Source organism: Polynucleobacter yangtzensis (assembly GCF_001595965.1).
Lineage (GTDB): Bacteria > Pseudomonadota > Gammaproteobacteria > Burkholderiales > Burkholderiaceae > Polynucleobacter > Polynucleobacter yangtzensis.
Genome location: NZ_LOJI01000005.1, coordinates 54911 through 70866 on the forward strand (window position 1 = coordinate 54911; position 15956 = coordinate 70866).

General features: G+C 45.9%; 13 protein-coding genes and 1 pseudogene. All 14 read left to right on the forward strand.

Going from position 1 to position 15956, the window contains the following annotated elements; genetic code table 11:
- Window positions 1–30 precede the first annotated feature (30 nt).
- The 14 genes and pseudogenes from dnaX (at window position 31) to rlmD (ending at window position 15657) form a co-directional block, all read left to right on the forward strand.
- The gene (gene dnaX, locus JaK3_RS04230) at window positions 31–1704 is read left to right on the forward strand and encodes a DNA polymerase III subunit gamma/tau (protein ID WP_068321081.1); all 1674 of its coding nucleotides are present in this window, start codon (window positions 31–33) and stop codon (window positions 1702–1704) included.
- A gap of 67 nt (window positions 1705–1771) precedes the next feature.
- On the forward strand, window positions 1772–2095 hold the full coding sequence (locus JaK3_RS04235) for a YbaB/EbfC family nucleoid-associated protein (protein ID WP_068321084.1): 324 nt from the start codon (window positions 1772–1774) through the stop codon (window positions 2093–2095).
- Window positions 2096–2119: 24 nt separating this feature from the next.
- Entirely contained in the window at window positions 2120–2734 is a 615-nt protein-coding gene (recR, locus tag JaK3_RS04240) for a recombination mediator RecR (RefSeq protein ID WP_068321088.1), read from the forward strand.
- A 127-nt stretch (window positions 2735–2861) separates the two neighbouring features.
- Window positions 2862–3128, forward strand: a complete 267-nt coding sequence (locus tag JaK3_RS04245) for a type II toxin-antitoxin system RelB/DinJ family antitoxin (RefSeq protein WP_068321091.1) — start codon at window positions 2862–2864, stop codon at window positions 3126–3128.
- The gene (locus JaK3_RS10490) at window positions 3115–3399 is read left to right on the forward strand and encodes a type II toxin-antitoxin system YafQ family toxin (RefSeq protein ID WP_082786367.1); all 285 of its coding nucleotides are present in this window, start codon (window positions 3115–3117) and stop codon (window positions 3397–3399) included. The genes JaK3_RS04245 and JaK3_RS10490 overlap by 14 nt, the downstream gene beginning before the upstream one ends.
- Window positions 3400–3608: 209 nt before the next feature.
- Entirely contained in the window at window positions 3609–5024 is a 1416-nt protein-coding gene (locus JaK3_RS04250; protein ID WP_068321094.1) for a carbohydrate porin, read from the forward strand.
- A 185-nt stretch (window positions 5025–5209) separates the two neighbouring features.
- A complete protein-coding gene (locus tag JaK3_RS04255; protein WP_240480884.1) occupies window positions 5210–6760 on the forward strand; it encodes a TolC family protein in 1551 nt (516 codons plus the stop codon).
- 9 nt (window positions 6761–6769) lie between these two features.
- Window positions 6770–8041, forward strand: a complete 1272-nt coding sequence (locus tag JaK3_RS04260; protein ID WP_068321097.1) for an efflux RND transporter periplasmic adaptor subunit — start codon at window positions 6770–6772, stop codon at window positions 8039–8041.
- Entirely contained in the window at window positions 8042–11119 is a 3078-nt protein-coding gene (locus JaK3_RS04265; RefSeq protein ID WP_068321099.1) for an efflux RND transporter permease subunit, read from the forward strand.
- 32 nt (window positions 11120–11151) lie between these two features.
- Complete coding sequence (gene surE, locus JaK3_RS04270; RefSeq protein ID WP_068321101.1) at window positions 11152–11946, forward strand: 5'/3'-nucleotidase SurE; 795 nt, start codon at window positions 11152–11154, stop codon at window positions 11944–11946.
- A 29-nt stretch (window positions 11947–11975) separates the two neighbouring features.
- Window positions 11976–12599: pseudogene (locus JaK3_RS04275) on the forward strand (protein-L-isoaspartate(D-aspartate) O-methyltransferase); the annotation flags it as partial.
- Between the two features lie 37 nt (window positions 12600–12636).
- On the forward strand, window positions 12637–13398 hold the full coding sequence (locus JaK3_RS04280; protein WP_068321107.1) for a peptidoglycan DD-metalloendopeptidase family protein: 762 nt from the start codon (window positions 12637–12639) through the stop codon (window positions 13396–13398).
- Window positions 13399–13415: 17 nt separating this feature from the next.
- A complete protein-coding gene (locus tag JaK3_RS04285; RefSeq protein ID WP_068321111.1) occupies window positions 13416–14237 on the forward strand; it encodes a 3'-5' exonuclease in 822 nt (273 codons plus the stop codon).
- Window positions 14230–15657: a 23S rRNA (uracil(1939)-C(5))-methyltransferase RlmD gene (gene rlmD, locus JaK3_RS04290; RefSeq protein ID WP_068321607.1), complete on the forward strand. Its 1428-nt coding sequence runs from the start codon at window positions 14230–14232 to the stop codon at window positions 15655–15657. The genes JaK3_RS04285 and rlmD overlap by 8 nt, the downstream gene beginning before the upstream one ends.
- Window positions 15658–15956: the final 299 nt, after the last annotated feature.

Genomic DNA, 15956 nt, shown 5'->3' on the forward strand with positions numbered 1-15956 from the left:
ATTCCATTTTAGCTTGTTAGAATGTAAGACATGACAGCATTGGCATTGGCCCGTTCGTGGCGCCCCAAAACCTTCTCTGAATTAGTCGGCCAAGACCATGTGGTTAAGGCTTTAACCCATGCTTTGGATCAGGGTCGCCTGCACCATGCATGGTTATTTACGGGTACCCGTGGGGTAGGTAAGACCACCATTGCCCGAATTATGGCCAAAGCCCTCAATTGCACGGGATCCGATGGTACTGGCAAGATGACTTCAGAGCCTTGCGGAAAATGCCCAGCCTGCATGGAAATCGATGCTGGTCGCTTTGTTGACTATATTGAGATGGATGCTGCAAGTAATCGTGGTGTAGATGATATTGCTGCACTTCTAGAAAAAGCAGCTTACGCACCAAGCAATGGCCGCTATAAGGTTTATATGATTGACGAGGTGCACATGCTCACCAATCATGCCTTTAATGCCATGCTCAAAACTTTGGAAGAACCTCCAGAGCACGTCAAATTTATCCTGGCAACAACCGATCCGCAAAAGATCCCGGTAACTATTTTGTCTCGTTGCTTGCAGTTCAACCTCAAGCAAATGCCAGTACCGCTCATCGTTGAGCATCTAGAAAAAGTACTTGCCTCAGAAAAAGTCGAATACGAAGTCAATGCCTTGCGTGTTTTAGCTAAAGCGGCTCAAGGCTCTATGCGCGATGCCTTGTCACTCACAGACCAAGCTATTGCTTATGCCGCTGGCAAAGTAACTGAAGAGTCTGTGCGCGGCATGCTTGGCACATTAGATGATGCTTATCTCATTCGCATTCTGGATTGTTTGATTGCTAAAGATGGCGCAAGCCTTCTCTCTGTTGCAAATGAAATGGGTGAGCGCAGCATGTCTTTCTCATTGGCATTGCAAGATCTCTCCAGCTTGTTGCAAAAGATTGCAGCAGCACAAGTTGTTCCAGAGTCTGTATTGGATGATTGGCCAGAAGCAGGCGAGATTCGTCGCTTGGCCACTCAATTAACAAAAGAAGAAGCGCAACTCTTTTATCAAATTACGATTACTAGCCGCCCAGATTTATCACTCGCACCAGATGAGCAAACTGGTTTTGCCATGACGCTCTTGCGCATGTTGGCGTTTCGTCCGGGCAGTGGTGGAGGGGGTAGTTCATCTCCAGCGCCTTCATCACCTTCAGCCCCACCAGTAAATACGGCTCGTCCTGCACCCGCTGCACCAATATCCAGAACGGCTGCTCCTGCGCCTGCAGCAAAACCTGCTTCTCCAGCACCATCACCATCAGTTGTTGCTTCAGCCCCGGTTGCTGCTACAGGTAACTCAGCAGAACGCCCCGATTGGCATGCATTGATGCGTCAGCTGCCAGTTAAAGGCTTGGTGCAGCAGTTGGCATTTCAGACAGAGTTACAAGATTGGAATGATTCAGCGGCTGGAGTGCGTGCAACGATTGTGACGCCAATGCCGCAGTTAGCTTCTGAGGCCTCTGTTGGTCGTTTATGCGATGCACTGACTGCACACTTTGGTAAGCCAGTGAAGATCGTGATTGAAAAAGGTGAAGTAGAAGGCAAAACCGTTGCAAAGGTTGATGCCCAGATTCATCAAGAGAAAAGAATGAATGCTGAACAAATGATTGCGGCTGATCCTTTTATTCAGCAATTAGAAAAAGAGTTTGGTGCCAAGGTGGTTGGTGGCTCAGTAAAGCCACTTTAATTCGATCACTCAATACAGTCTCTTTAATTTAAATATTAATATTCAAAAGCACTAAGGAAATAAAGCGATGATGAAAGGTGGACTTGCTGGTCTCATGAAACAGGCTCAGCAGATGCAAGAGAAGATGAAAACTGCGCAAGCTGAATTGGCTGCGCTGGAAGTGACTGGCCAAGCGGCTGGTAGCATGGTTAAGGTAACCATCTCTGGCAAATACGAACTCAAACGTGTACAGATTGATCCAGGTGCAATGGATGATCGTGAGATGTTGGAAGACCTCATCGTGACTGCCTACACAGAAGCATTTAAGCAAGTAGAGGCCGCTAGTGCGCAGATGATGTCTGGCGCCACTGCTGGTATGCCAATGCCCCCTGGCTTTAAGTTACCGTTCTAACTTAATTATTTAGTTGAATTCTTAATGGCACGCATAGAAGCACCTCAAGATGCACTCGGTCGATTGATCGAGGCTTTACGCGTGCTTCCTGGTGTAGGCCCTAAGTCTGCACAGCGCATGGCGTTCTATCTTTTGCAGCACGATCGCAATGGCGCAGCTGTACTTGCTCAGTCATTGGGTGAGGCAGTGGAAACGGTAGGGCACTGCGCTCGTTGCAATACATTTTCAGAAACACAGATTTGCAGCACTTGCTCTGATGAGCGTCGTGATCCATCACTTTTATGTATTGTGGAAACGCCAGCTGATCAGGTGATGGTGGAGCAGACCCTCAGTTTCAAAGGTAACTATTTTGTTTTGATGGGACGCCTTTCACCACTGGATGGCATGGGTCCAAATGAAATCGGCTTTGATCGCCTACTCAATCGTATTGAGACTCCTGATACCGGTGTACCCATTCGTGAAGTAGTCTTGGCCACTAACTTCACCAGTGAGGGCGAAGCAACCGCCCATTACATTGGTGAAGTACTCAAAGCTAAAGGCATCAAAGTCACTCGTATTGCTAGAGGTATTCCGGTGGGTGGTGAACTCGAGTATGTTGACGCTGGCACACTAGCTCGTGCCTTGATGGACCGCCGTTAAATGATTTTTCCTACAAACTATTCTGAAAAAAGGGGCATTTGAGCCCCTTTTTTATTTTATACTTTCTGGTAAAATGTAGTCACATTAAGACTACATAAAAATTCAATGCTTTTAATGGGAGGCTCGCATGACTATTGCAGATACATATGTACGCGCCAGAATAGATATGGCAACCAAAAATCGGGCTTCTGACGCACTTGAGGCAATGGGTTTATCCATTTCAGATGCTATTCGTATGCTGATGTTGCGAATAGCAGATGAAAAGCAGTTGCCTTTTTCAGTGAAGGTTCCTAATGCCAAAACAAAAAAGGCCATAGCAGAGCTTGAGGCGGGCAAAGGCAAGCGGTTTAAAACCAGCAAGGATTTGATGGCGGATCTGCATGCGGGAGATTGAAAGATCTTCAGTATTTAAAAGAGACTTTAAGCGAATATATTCAAGCCCTCGGCATAAAAAGGACATTGAAGAGCTTCTGTTGGTGACGATAGATTTATTGGTATTGGATCAGGTCTTACCATTGAAATTGAGAGATCATGATCTGATTGGTCGGTGGCGAGGGCATCGTGAGTGTCATATCAAGCCGGATGTTTTGCTAATTTATAAAAAGCCCGATCCTCAACTATTGCACCTTGCACGCCTAGGTAGTCATAGTGATTTATTTGGATAAGTTGTTTTCCGGGTACAGACATAACCTTTTTTGGCAGTGAATCTCCTTGATATGTCATCTCCAGGACATAAAGACTAGGTAAATTACCTCTTTTTGAGGATAATTTGGTCTGCACCACCCCTGGGCTTCAATCCCAAGCTGTGTTTGCCTCGTTTTCCTATCGGCATGTTGCTAATGCTCAGCACTGGCATACCAACTAGAAATTGTGAATGACCCGCAAGATTTATCTACTTCTCCTGCTGAGCATGATTTGCACGTTTTTCGGAGCAACTGCATTTGCGCAGAAGGCAGGATCAGGCTCGGACCAAATTGCTAGTTTTGCGGAGCCTATCGATAACTTGCCAACCGAAGGAACGCTTTTTGGTTTGCCTGTAAATATTCACGGTCAAACAACTTATATCAATCAGCGTTACAACAACTTTACTTCTAGCTATTCCGGCATGAATAGTATGTCCGCTCAAAAGTCTATGGCCTACACCTGGTCAGGTACTCTATTTTTTGGTGCACGCTTAGCCCCAAACACAGATATCTATTTCAATCCAGAGGTGGTATCTGGGGTGCCATTTTCTGATTTAGTTGGTCTTGGCGGATTTTCTAACGGTGAGGCGACAAAAGCAGCTGGGCTTAATGCAAAGTTTTATTCTGCTCGCGCATTTCTGCGTCAGACCATTAACCAAGAAGGCGATAAAGTTGTTCTCGAAAATGAGGCCAATCAAATCACGCAAACTGTTAGCAGTAATCGCGTTGTGCTTACGGCCGGACAGTTTTCTACTTTAGATATTTTTGACGATAGTCGTTACGCTAAAGACCCTCGAATTCAGTTTATGAACTGGGGCAATATGACCTATCTAGCTTATGACTACGCAGCCGACGCACGCGGCTATAGTACTGGCTTAGCAGGCGAATGGTACCTTAGCAATTGGGTTATGAGAGCCTCTCGTATGTTGGCACCAAAGTCCCCTAATGGCCGCGATCTCAATTGGCAAATTTTCAATACCTATGGCGATCAAATTGAAGTAGAGCGTCAACACAATATTGCAGACTTACCGGGTAAGGTGAGTGTGCTTGCTTATCGTAATCGAATGATTCTGGCGCGTTTTCAGGATGCGACAAATTATGTGGTTGCTAATAACGCCCAAGGTACACAAGCAATTAATAATGTACGAACCAACTATCAATACAAAACTGGTGTTGGTATTAATGGCGAACAAGCTTTAACAAAAGACTTAGGCATCTATGGTCGCGCCTTCACTTCTGATGGTCATACTGAAACGATGTCGTTTACTGAAGCAGATAACTCCATATCAGTAGGTATGGGATTGAATGGCACAAGTTGGAGTCGTCCTAAAGATACGATTGGCATCTCTATGATGCAAAACGGCTTATCCAGTTATCGCAAAAACTATTTGCAATCTGGTGGGGTGTCTTACTTTATTGGTGACTATGCTGGTCCTGGTCAAACAATTTCGTATCGCCCAGAGCGAATCGGGGAGGTGTATTACAACGCCACTGTGATCAAGAATGTCTTGGCTGGTTTGAACTTCCAGCACATCAATAATCCCGCTTATAACGCTGCCCGGGGTCCGGTGAATATCCTATCTTTTAGGATTCATGCCGAGTTTTAAGGGTTTTACCGACCTTAGTTATAATTTTTATCTTTAAAATCAATGAGATAGAGAACTTAAATAATTCGACTTTGCGTTTTTGTCCCATATAATTCATAAAACCCCCTGTAACGGGCATAGATAGGATCTAAATCTGCATCCGGGGCTATAAAAACAGTACTTGATTGATTTAGAGGCAGTGGCATTTGTTGATTCTTGGCAAACATATAACTAGCGAAGTTAAGGCGCTCAAAAGCAAGACATTATTTGCGGTATTTGTTTGCGCTCTTTGTGCCTCAGCCAATTCATCTTTAGTGCTAGCTCAACCCTCTGCGGCTGAGGCTCCTGCTAGCGTGACTGTTCAGTCCGGCGATACCTCTTTAGCTGCGCCGCCATCGATTGGTGCTCAGTTAGGCGCACAAGATCAAAAGTCGAGTGCAAACTCTAAAGCCGCAGAATTATTTGCGCCAGTAACAAAAGCGAATACCCCAAAGATCTACGCCAAGCCAATTGGATCAGGCCCGACGGAAATGGATTTACGTCAGCTATGGAATGAACTTAAGGTAAATAATCCACAACTTTCTTCATTGCGTGAATCGTATTTATCTGCCAAAGCAACTGTTCCGCAGATTAATGCGCCAGCCAATCCGCAAGTAGGGTTGGTATGGTCCGGTATGCCGGTGAATTCACCATTTGCATTGGGTGGGGCAAATGCACCATCACAGCAATATCCTGGTGGCATTAGTAGTAATAACTCCATTTCTGTAGCGCAACCGTTCCAGTTTCCAGGCAAGAAGAGTCTTGCTGCGGACATTGCCGATACCAATGCTGAGGCTTTACTAGCTAGCTCAGAGTCCACCTATTTGCAATTGGGTGCTCAGCTGTCAACTTTGTACTACAGCGCTCTATCTTCACAAAAGCAATTGGCAGTTCTAAAGGAATCCGTCATTCGTTTAGAGATGATCAAGAATGTAGCAAAAGCACGTTATGCCAATAACGCTGCAGCTTATGTTGAATATCTGAATGCCCAAGTAGCGCAAAGCGCAGCTCAAGCGGATCAATTTAATTTAGAGCGTCAGCTCAACGTAGCTTTGCATAACATCAACACTTTAGTCGGTCGCCACTCTCGTGAAAAATTAGTATTACGTGGCGATGTTCGTCGTGCTATGAACGGCGTACCAACTCTAATTGAGTTAGAGGATTATGCAGAAAGCAGTCATCCTTCTTTAAAGAGTTCAGCATTGCAATTAGACGCTGCTCGCAAAGGTGTAGATTTAGCTAAGAAGGCTTACTTGCCAGACTTTCAGGTGATTGGTTCATCTTACACACCGCGTGGACCATTCTCGGCAAATAACGGCGCACTGTTTTATCAGTTTGAATTGGATCTGATTATTCCTCTGTATTTCTTCACTAAGGAAAAGTATGGGGTTGAGCAAGCGCAACGTAATCAAGCGGCTGCTGAGGCGGGCAATATCTCCAATCGTCAGCAAATCGTCTTGGCTGTAAACACAGCCTATGCTGCTTACGAGCAGGCTAAGAATCAAACCCAGTTTTTAAAAGAGCGCCAAGTACCGCAGGCAGATGCAGCTTATAAGGTAGGCCTGACTCAGTATTCAAATAATGGCCAAGGTTTTAATGATTTATTAACTGCGCAAACACAGTTGCGTAACTTGGAGATTGCATTGGCTCAGGCTGAGAGTAATCTATTGCAAACGCAGGCGGTATTGATGGTGTCAGCGGGTAAAGAACCCTTTTAAGGAGCAGTTTTGAAAGACAAAATTCTTTCGTTTCTAAAACACTTAACTGAAAAGGTTAAGCCTATTCTGCATAAGGGCGCGGATCATGGCACGCACCATGTAAAAGTTGCTGCTGCTGGCTTAGCAGGTTTGTATTGGAATCTATCGCCGCAGAATCGTTATCGCGTTCGTCTTGCCGCTTTTGCTTTTGCCATTCTTTCTTTGGGCATCGTAGTGGGGCGTGTAACCAACGTCAATCGTGCTGTAAAGATTGAAGCTTCCGATAAGGCGCTCAAAGTTGAAAGTAGTGGCATCTTGGAATTAAAGCTTCCTGGAGTAACTCTCAATCCTGCCATTTATGTTTTCCAGTCAGCTGAAAAAGTGCAAGTGCCTGTTGATATTAAAGTTCCTGGACGTTTGGCATTTAACGCAGAGAAATCGAAAGTCCTATCAGCTCGTGCACCTGGCAGAGTAGAGCGAATCTATGCTTTCGATGGTGCTCAAGTCGATATTGGTTCACCAATTGTGGAGATGTACAGCCCAGAATTTTTATCTGCCCAGCAAGAGTATTTGCTGTCTTCAAAGACTGCCAAGGTTCTCGAGGCAAATAAAACCATGAGTGACTTGTTGGGTGATGCACGCATTACCCAACAAGCAGCCGCTAACCGCATGAGAAATCTTGGTGCTGGTGAGGGCGACATTAAGAGTATTGAAACTACGGGTAAGACAACTAATAACTTAATCATGCGCTCCCCTTTAAAAGGGGTGGTAGTAAAGAGAAATGTTGAGCCAGGCTCGGCTGTAAGTTCAGGTGACGTAATCGCTACATTGGCTGATCCTAAGCAGCTCTGGTTCTTGGGGAATGTATTTGAGCAAGACTTTAGGATGATTAAGCAAGGTCAAAAAATGGTTTTACGCCTTGAAGCGTATCCAGAAAAAGAATTCATAGCCTATGCAAATTACATTGCGCCAACAGTTGATCCGCAAACCCGTGCTTTATTAATTCGTGCTGATGTTGAGAACACTGATGATCTATTGCGTCCTGATATGTATGCTTCAGCATCATTAACTACAGGTACAGCAGATGCTGTAGTCGTTCCGCAGTCGGCTATTGTGAGAGTTCGTGAAAATCGTTATGCCATTATTAAAGTAGGACCAGAAACATTCCGTCGTGTGCCTGTTAAAGGTTATGACCTTAATAGCAAGAGCTTTGCAATTACTGAAGGCGTAGAGCAGGGCTGGCAAGTGTTGGCTGAAGGCGCTGTTTTGTTAAACGATCGTTTTGCTAAGCAGGAGGACTAAGTGAGCGTTTTCACCTCCTTTATTCGAGGGGTAGTTGAGAAGCGCGCGCTTGTCATTTTTGCGTCCATCGTTTTGCTTGGTCTGGGCATGCTCAGTTTGAGCAAGTTGCCAATTCAGCCATACCCAGGTGTTGCGCCGCTAACTATTCAAGCGATTTCCCAGTGGCCGGGAAGAAGTACTACCGAAGTTGAGCAGCAAGTCACTATTCCGGTCGAGAACGCTTTGGCAGGTATTCCAGGATTACAGGCATTCCGCTCAGTATCACTTTTTGGCCTATCGGTTGTTACTCTCAAATTTAATGACACTGCTGATCCATTTAAGGCTCGTCAAACCTTTTTAGCTAACTTGGCAAACGTAGCGTTTCCACCGGGCGTTACTTCCAGCATCAGCCCTGACTCAGATGCTACTGGCGAGATCATGCGTTACGAGGTACGCTCTGAATACGCATCCTCAACTTTATTAAAGACTTTACAAAACTACGAGATCTATAAAGAGCTCAAGCAAACACCGGGCGTAGCTGACGTTTCCTCTTTTGGTGGCAAGGTGCGTCAATACCAAGTCATTGTGAGTCCTGAGAGTTTGCAGGCTAAAGGTGTTTCAGTAACCCAGCTGACTACCGCTTTAGCCAATGCAAATAGTAATGCTGGCGGCGGCTTATTACCTAGTGGTGAGCAGCAGTTTGTAGTGCGTGGCGTAGGACTTCTAAAGAACATCGATGATATTAAGCAGGTGGTCGTCACCATCAATAATGGCGTTCCTATTCGCATTGGTGATGTAGCACGGGTAGAGATCGGTAATGCGCCACGCTTAGGCATGTTCCAGTTCAATGACAATCCAGATTCGGTTGAGGGCATTGTTTATTTACGTCGCGGTGAGAACGCCACTGAAGTTCTGGCTCGTGTACGCAATACTGTGGAGAACATTAATAAACACGTTCTTCCTCCTGGCATCGAGGTAAAGCCTTTTTACGATCGCCAAGTACTTTTGGATATCACGATCGGCACTGTTAAACATACTTTGTTCTTCGGTATCTCGCTCGTTTTGGCAGTCTTATTTTTCTTCTTAGGAAATATCCGTGCGGCGGCAGTTGTGGCAGCCGTGATTCCTTTGGCGCTTTGTGTGTCATTTATTCAAATGCACTTATGGAGTGTGCCTGCCAATTTGATTTCTTTGGGGGCAATTGACTTTGGTGTGATTGTTGACTCGGCAGTAATTCTGACGGAAAACGTCATGCGCCACTTAGAGGAGGGCGGTAAGCGCCTGAACCAAAGCATTATTCTGGCAACCAGTGAAGTCCAGCGCGCCATGATCTATTCCACTGGCATTATCATCGTGGCTTATTCGCCATTGTTCTTCATGGGTGGCGTAGAAGGCATCATCTTTAAGCCGATGGCATTCACAATGGGCTTTGCCTTGATTGCAGCGATGATTCTGAGCCTGACATTCTTGCCGGCAATGATCTCACTGGTATTTGGTGAAAATCTACATCACAAGCCACCATCTTTCATTACCAAGATTTTGGATGGCTACAAGCCTTTGCTAAGAAGATGGATGGATCGTCCATTAACCGTATTCTCAGTGGCAGTCTTTGTATTGGGAATTACGCTCTTGAGCATGACTCGTCTAGGTACGGCTTTCTTGCCAACCTTAGAAGAAAACAATATTTGGCTGCGTGTGACATTGCCTAATACTGTCGATCTTGATTATTCAGTCAAGATTGCTAATCAATTGCGCGAAACCTTTATGAAGCAACCGGAGATTGAAAAGGTTGCAGCACAAATTGGCCGTCCAGATGATGGTACTGACTCCACCGGTGTGTTTAACCAAGAATATGGTCTTTACTTAAAGAGTCCGGACAAGATGCCAAGCGGATCCTCTAAGAAGGATTTAATTGCGCATTTGGAGATAGAGCTGAATAAGATTCCGGGCATTACTTACAGCTTCTCTCAATACATTCAAGACAATGTTAACGAGGCTTTATCAGGCGTTAAGGGGGAGAATTCAGTCAAGATTTACGGAACTGACCTTGAGGTATTGGATCAAAAAGCCCATGAAGTCATTAATCAACTCAAAAAAGTTCGGGGTGTGGCTGATGAAGGCATCCTTAAAGAGCTGGGTCAGCCTACGCTGAATATTCAGATTGATCGCGATCGCGCTGCGCGCTACGGCATTAATGTAAATGATATTCAGACGGTTGTTGCAAATGCTATTGGTGGTGCTGCAGTCACTAACTTGCTAGAAGATGAAAAAACTTTTGGTATTGCTGTGCGTCTTAATGAAGGTAGTCGAAATGATGTGGCTGATATTGGCCGCTTGCTGGTCGAGGCTCCTGATGGCACCAAGATTCCTTTGTCGATGGTGGCAAGCGTTCGCTTAACGGATGGCCCATTCTTTATTTACCGCGAAGCAGGCAAGCGCTATATTGCGATCAAGTTTAGCGTTCGTAACCGTGACTTAGGTAGTGCTGTAGAAGACGCTCAGTTCTTGGTAGAAAAGAACATTACTTTGCCGCCAAACTATTCGATTAGCTGGGATGGTCAGTTCAATCAAATGAAGCAAGCGCAGAAGAAGTTGATGTTAATTGTGCCGTTGGCATTATTAGGCATCTTCCTATTGCTCGTGAGCGCATTTGGTAATTTCCGCGATGCTTTCATTGTGATGATCAATGTGCCATTTGCTGCTATTGGTGGTGTGATTGCTTTGCATCTCGCAGGTGAGACCTTGAGTATCTCGGCATTCTTTGGATTCCTGTCGCTCTTTGGTATTGCCATTCAGGATGGCGTGATCCTGATTTCGTTTATCAATAAGACTGCTGCTACAGAGTATGGTCAGATGAAGGACATCATGGTGGAGGGTGCTTCATTGCGCGTTCGCCCAGTGTTGATGACTGCGGCACTCTCAGGTCTCGGCCTCTTGCCGGCTGCTTTATCGCACTCTATTGGATCAGAGGCGCAACGTCCTTTGGCACTGGTCATTGTGGGTGGCATGGTAACCACTACGATCTTGACTCTCTTGGTGTTACCGGTGATATATGGCTGGTTTAGAGCACGTTCTTTGACCCCAGCCAGTAATATATAAATATTTAGAAAAATAGAAAGAACCCAATATTCATGAGCAATCGTCAACCTCACATCTTGGTTTCCAATGATGATGGCTATTTAGCTCCTGGCCTATTGGCTCTGGTTAATGCGGTACGTCCTTTGGGTCGTATTACGGTGATCGCTCCCGAGCAAAACCATAGTGGCGCATCAAATTCATTAACACTCTCAAGACCGCTCTCAATTCATCGGGTTGCTGGTGGCGAACGTGATGGCTTTTTCTTTATCAATGGCACGCCGACCGATTGTGTGCACGTTGCCATGACTGGTTTCCTAGATGAAAAGCCTGACTTAGTGATCTCTGGTATTAATCAAGGTGAGAACATGGGTGAAGACACCCTGTACTCTGGTACGGTAGCCGCTGCTATTGAGGGTGTGATGTTTGGAGTGCCCGGTATTGCATTCTCACAAATTGATCGTGGCTGGAATCGCATTGAAGATGCCGCTAAAGCAGCGCACGATGTAGTAGCGCAAATGCTGGTGTCTGCCTTAAGTAAGAATCATGCTGATGGCGTAGCAACACTGCTTAACGTCAATATTCCAAATCGTCCTTACGCTGATCTTTATCGTTGGCGCGTTACCCGCCTGGGTAATCGCCATCATTCACAGCCAGTAGTAGTGCAAGATAGCCCCCGCGGTGAAAAGATTTACTGGATTGGCGCTGCGGGCGATGTCAAAGAGGGCTCCGAAGGTACTGACTTTCATGCGATTGCTGAAGGCTGTATTTCTATTACGCCGATGCAGTTGGACTTAACGCATCATGCTCGTTTAGCGGCGATGCGCGCAAATGGATGGGATCGCGGTTGAAGGCTCCAACAGAACGCTTTGCTGCCTATCGGCAAGCGCTAGCAGCAAAAGTGCATGCTGGCGGCGTAAAGCACGGTAAAACTTTAGAGGCTATTGCCACTGTTCCACGACATGCCTTTATGGATGCGGGTTTACATGCACAGGCTTATGAAGATACTGCTTTGCCTATCGGTCATGAGCAAACTATCTCTAAGCCATCCGTGGTAGCACGCATGATTGAATTGCTTCATAAGCCTAAGCACAAGCTTGGCAAAGTTCTAGAGATTGGAACTGGTTGTGGTTATCAAGCGGCAGTTCTCAGTTTGCTGGCAGATGAGGTTTACTCAATTGAACGTATACGCCCATTGCATGACATGGCTAGAACGAAGTTACGCCCATTTCGGATTAATAATCTGCGCCTGATCTATGGCGATGGTATCTTGGGCTTACCCCAGGCCGCACCATTTGACGGAATTATCTTGGCTGCTGCAGGCTTGGGCATTCCGGATGCTTTATTGGACCAGTTGGCGATTGGCGGTCGCCTGGTTGCTCCAGTTGCCAAAAATGACAAAGAGCAGCAGCTTGTGATGGTGGAGAGAATGAGTTCTCAGCGCTATCAAAGAACTGTACTGGACGGGGTCTTTTTTGTCCCCTTACAATCAGGGGTAGTATGAGTTTTACGATGAATTCAACAATTCAGAAACCAATTTAATGCCAAGCACCTTATTTAAGCCTTTCTTCGTTGCGCTCATTTCCACATCATTGATATTGATGGTGGGTTGTTCTACACCCCGTACGAAGCCTGCTAGCGTGACTGATCGCAGCGGTGGATCTAGTGAGCCAACGCCGCCTGGTTACTATCGAGTTAAAAAAGGTGATACCTTAGCGCGCATCGCTTTAGATAATGGTCAAGCGCCACGTGATGTTGTGCAATGGAATAAAGCAGCTAATCCTGGTTTCAATCCGAATGTGATTGAGGTTGGTGATTTGATTTTGATTAAAGCGCCTGCTGGAACTAAGCCTGCGCGTGTTGCAGATAAGAAACCAGCAGCAGACAAGTCTGATTCACCGGCGACTCCTCCAGAGTCAGCAAAATCTGAGGTCGTAGCTGAACCTGGCATCCGTTTATCTTGGCCGGCTAAAGGCAAAGTTATTGCTGAATTTAGCGAGACCAATAAAGGTATCGATATTGCCGGTAAAGTCGGCGAACCCGTTCTTGCAGCATCTGATGGCAAGGTGGTCTACGCAGGTAATAGCTTGCGTGGATACGGCAATCTAGTCATTGTTAAACATGACAATACTTATCTCACTGCTTACGCCCACAACAGCAAGCTCTTGGTAAAAGAGGGCGATGCCGTTCGTAAAGGCCAGAGGATTGCTGAGATGGGTGATACAGACGCCAATGCAATCAAGTTGCACTTTGAATTACGCGTTAACGGAAAACCAGTAAATCCAACGCCGTATTTACAGTAACGTTGCCTTAAGTAAGTATGGCGACCGTTCTCGTATTCGATATTGAAACTATTCCTGATGTAGCTGGATTGCGTCGTCTGGAAGACTTTCCAGAATCTATGAGCGATACCGAGGTAGCTAGCAAAGCCATGGCCGATCGTGCCGCTAAAACCGGCAGCGAATTTTTACCCTTGTTTCTGCAAAAGATTGTCGCTATATCTTGCGTTATTCGCAGGACTACCAAAGAGGGATTGCCACAAATTAAAGTGGGTACCCTAGGCACCCCACAAGATGATGAAAAGGTTTTGGTTCAAGCCTTCTTTGACCTCATTGAAAAATATACGCCGCAATTGGTTTCTTGGAATGGCAGTGGCTTTGACTTACCGGTATTGCACTATCGCTCTCTAGCAAATCACATTCAAGCACCACGTTATTGGGAGATGGGCGAGAGCCAAGAGTCTGATAGCCGTGAATTTAAATGGAATAACTACATCAGTCGATATCACATGCGTCATCTCGATATGATGGATCTACTGGCTAAATTTAATGGTCGCGCCAATGCGCCTCTTGATGGCTTGGCTAAGTTATGTGGCTTTCCGGGCAAGATGGGCATGGACGGCAGCCAGGTATGGCCCGCGTATCAGGATGGCAAGATTAATGATATTCGCCGTTACTGTGAGACCGATGTGGTCAACACTTATCTCATGTATTGCCGCTTTCAGTTGCTGCGTGGTGGCTTCTCTCTCGAGGAGTACCAAGAAGAGATTGAGTTTGTAAAAGCCTATTTAGAAAAAGAAGCTAAAGAGCCCAATGGCGCTCAATGGCAAGAATATCTCCAGGGTTTTTCAGCAGATGCGTAGAGGGGATAAGCCAGTCAATATTGAGGTGACTGAGCCAATCAAAGTTGAAGCCTTAGATCTCGATGCTCAAGGGATTGCGCGCTTAACGCCTAATGAGGAAGAGCTGGCCCAGGGTCAAAGTGGTAAAGTCATTTTCATCAAAGGTGCGTTACCAACTGAGCTAGTAACTTACACCATCACCAGTGATAAAGCCCGTTTTAGCAAAGCTAAAGTTCGCGATATTCTGAAGCCTGCTGTGTTTCGGGCTGAGCCCAAATGTAAAGCCTTTGGTGTTTGCGGTGGCTGCACGATGCAGCATTTAGATATTCGTGCGCAAGTTGCCATGAAGCAGCGTGTACTCGAAGATGATTTGCAACATATCGGAAAAGTAAAGCCAGGAGAAATTCTGCGTCCTATGGGCGGTCCTACTTGGGAATACCGTCATCGTGCACGCCTCAGCGCCGTTAATCGCTCTATCAAAAAAGGCACGGTACTCATTGGCTTTCACGAGGGTAAGAGTGGCTATGTGGCTGACATGCTGGCCTGTGAGATTTTGCCTAAGCACGTATCCGATTTGCTACCAGAGATGCGCAAATTGGTGATGGGTTTATCTATCGTCGATCGTATGCCGCAAATTGAAATTGCCGTTGGCGAGCCAGAAGACTCTCAATCGGATGATCCTAAAAAGTCAAAACCAGTTACCGCCTTGGTGTTTCGTAATCTCAAGCCCCTGACGGCTGACGACGAACAACTGCTGCGAGAGTTTGCTGATCGACATCAGGTGTGGATATGGCTCCAGCCTAAAGGCATTGAGACGGTTGCGCCGTTTTATCCCGAGACTGGCAAGCTTTGTTACCGACTGCCTGAATTTGAAATCGAGATGCCATTTAAACCTGCGGACTTTACACAGGTCAATCACATGATGAATCGCGCATTAGTGAGTAGGGCGATTCGCTTGCTCGAGGTAAAGCCAACAGATCGTGTGCTCGATTTATTCTGCGGCATTGGTAATTTCACCTTACCGCTTGCTAGAAAAGCAAAAGAAGTTTTAGGCATAGAAGGTTTAGCAAGCTTAACCACTAGAGCAAAAACCAATGCTGAACATAACGGCCTGGTGGATAAAGCAAGCTTTATACAAAGCGATTTGTTTGAAGTGACGCCAGAAACGATTGCATCTTGGGGAAAGGCGGAGCGCTGGTTAATGGATCCACCACGCGAAGGTGCAATGGAAATTTGCAAGGCGTTAGCTGAATTACATCTTCAGCAAAGTGACTTGCTCCCTCAGCGCATTGTGTATGTCTCCTGCAATCCCAAAACGCTAGCAAGGGATGTTGAGATCCTGTGCCATCAAGCAGGCTACTCCTTGAGTAGCGCAGGGATTATCAATATGTTCCCTCACACCTCCCATGTGGAGTCTATAGCGGTTTTTGATCGCTCCTAGTCATCCAAGTCATTGATTTAGCGGTATTTTCACCCTTAACTGCCCTAGATTGCCTCAATTTAGTGCATAGAGCCTAAATCCAGTGCGCCTGGTAAATACCTCACCCCAGCCCAAGAGTAGATTGAATCTACGCAGAGATTCATTACTGCCAAACCCGTAAATTACTTTTGGGAGTCCGCCATGAAAGCCTCAGATAGTTTTGCCCTCTTATTTATTTTGATGGCGCTGTCTTATGCTGTGAGTATGTTTGTAGCTGTTTAGTTTCTAGTTGCAAACAATTCACACGAAGCTTATTTTGT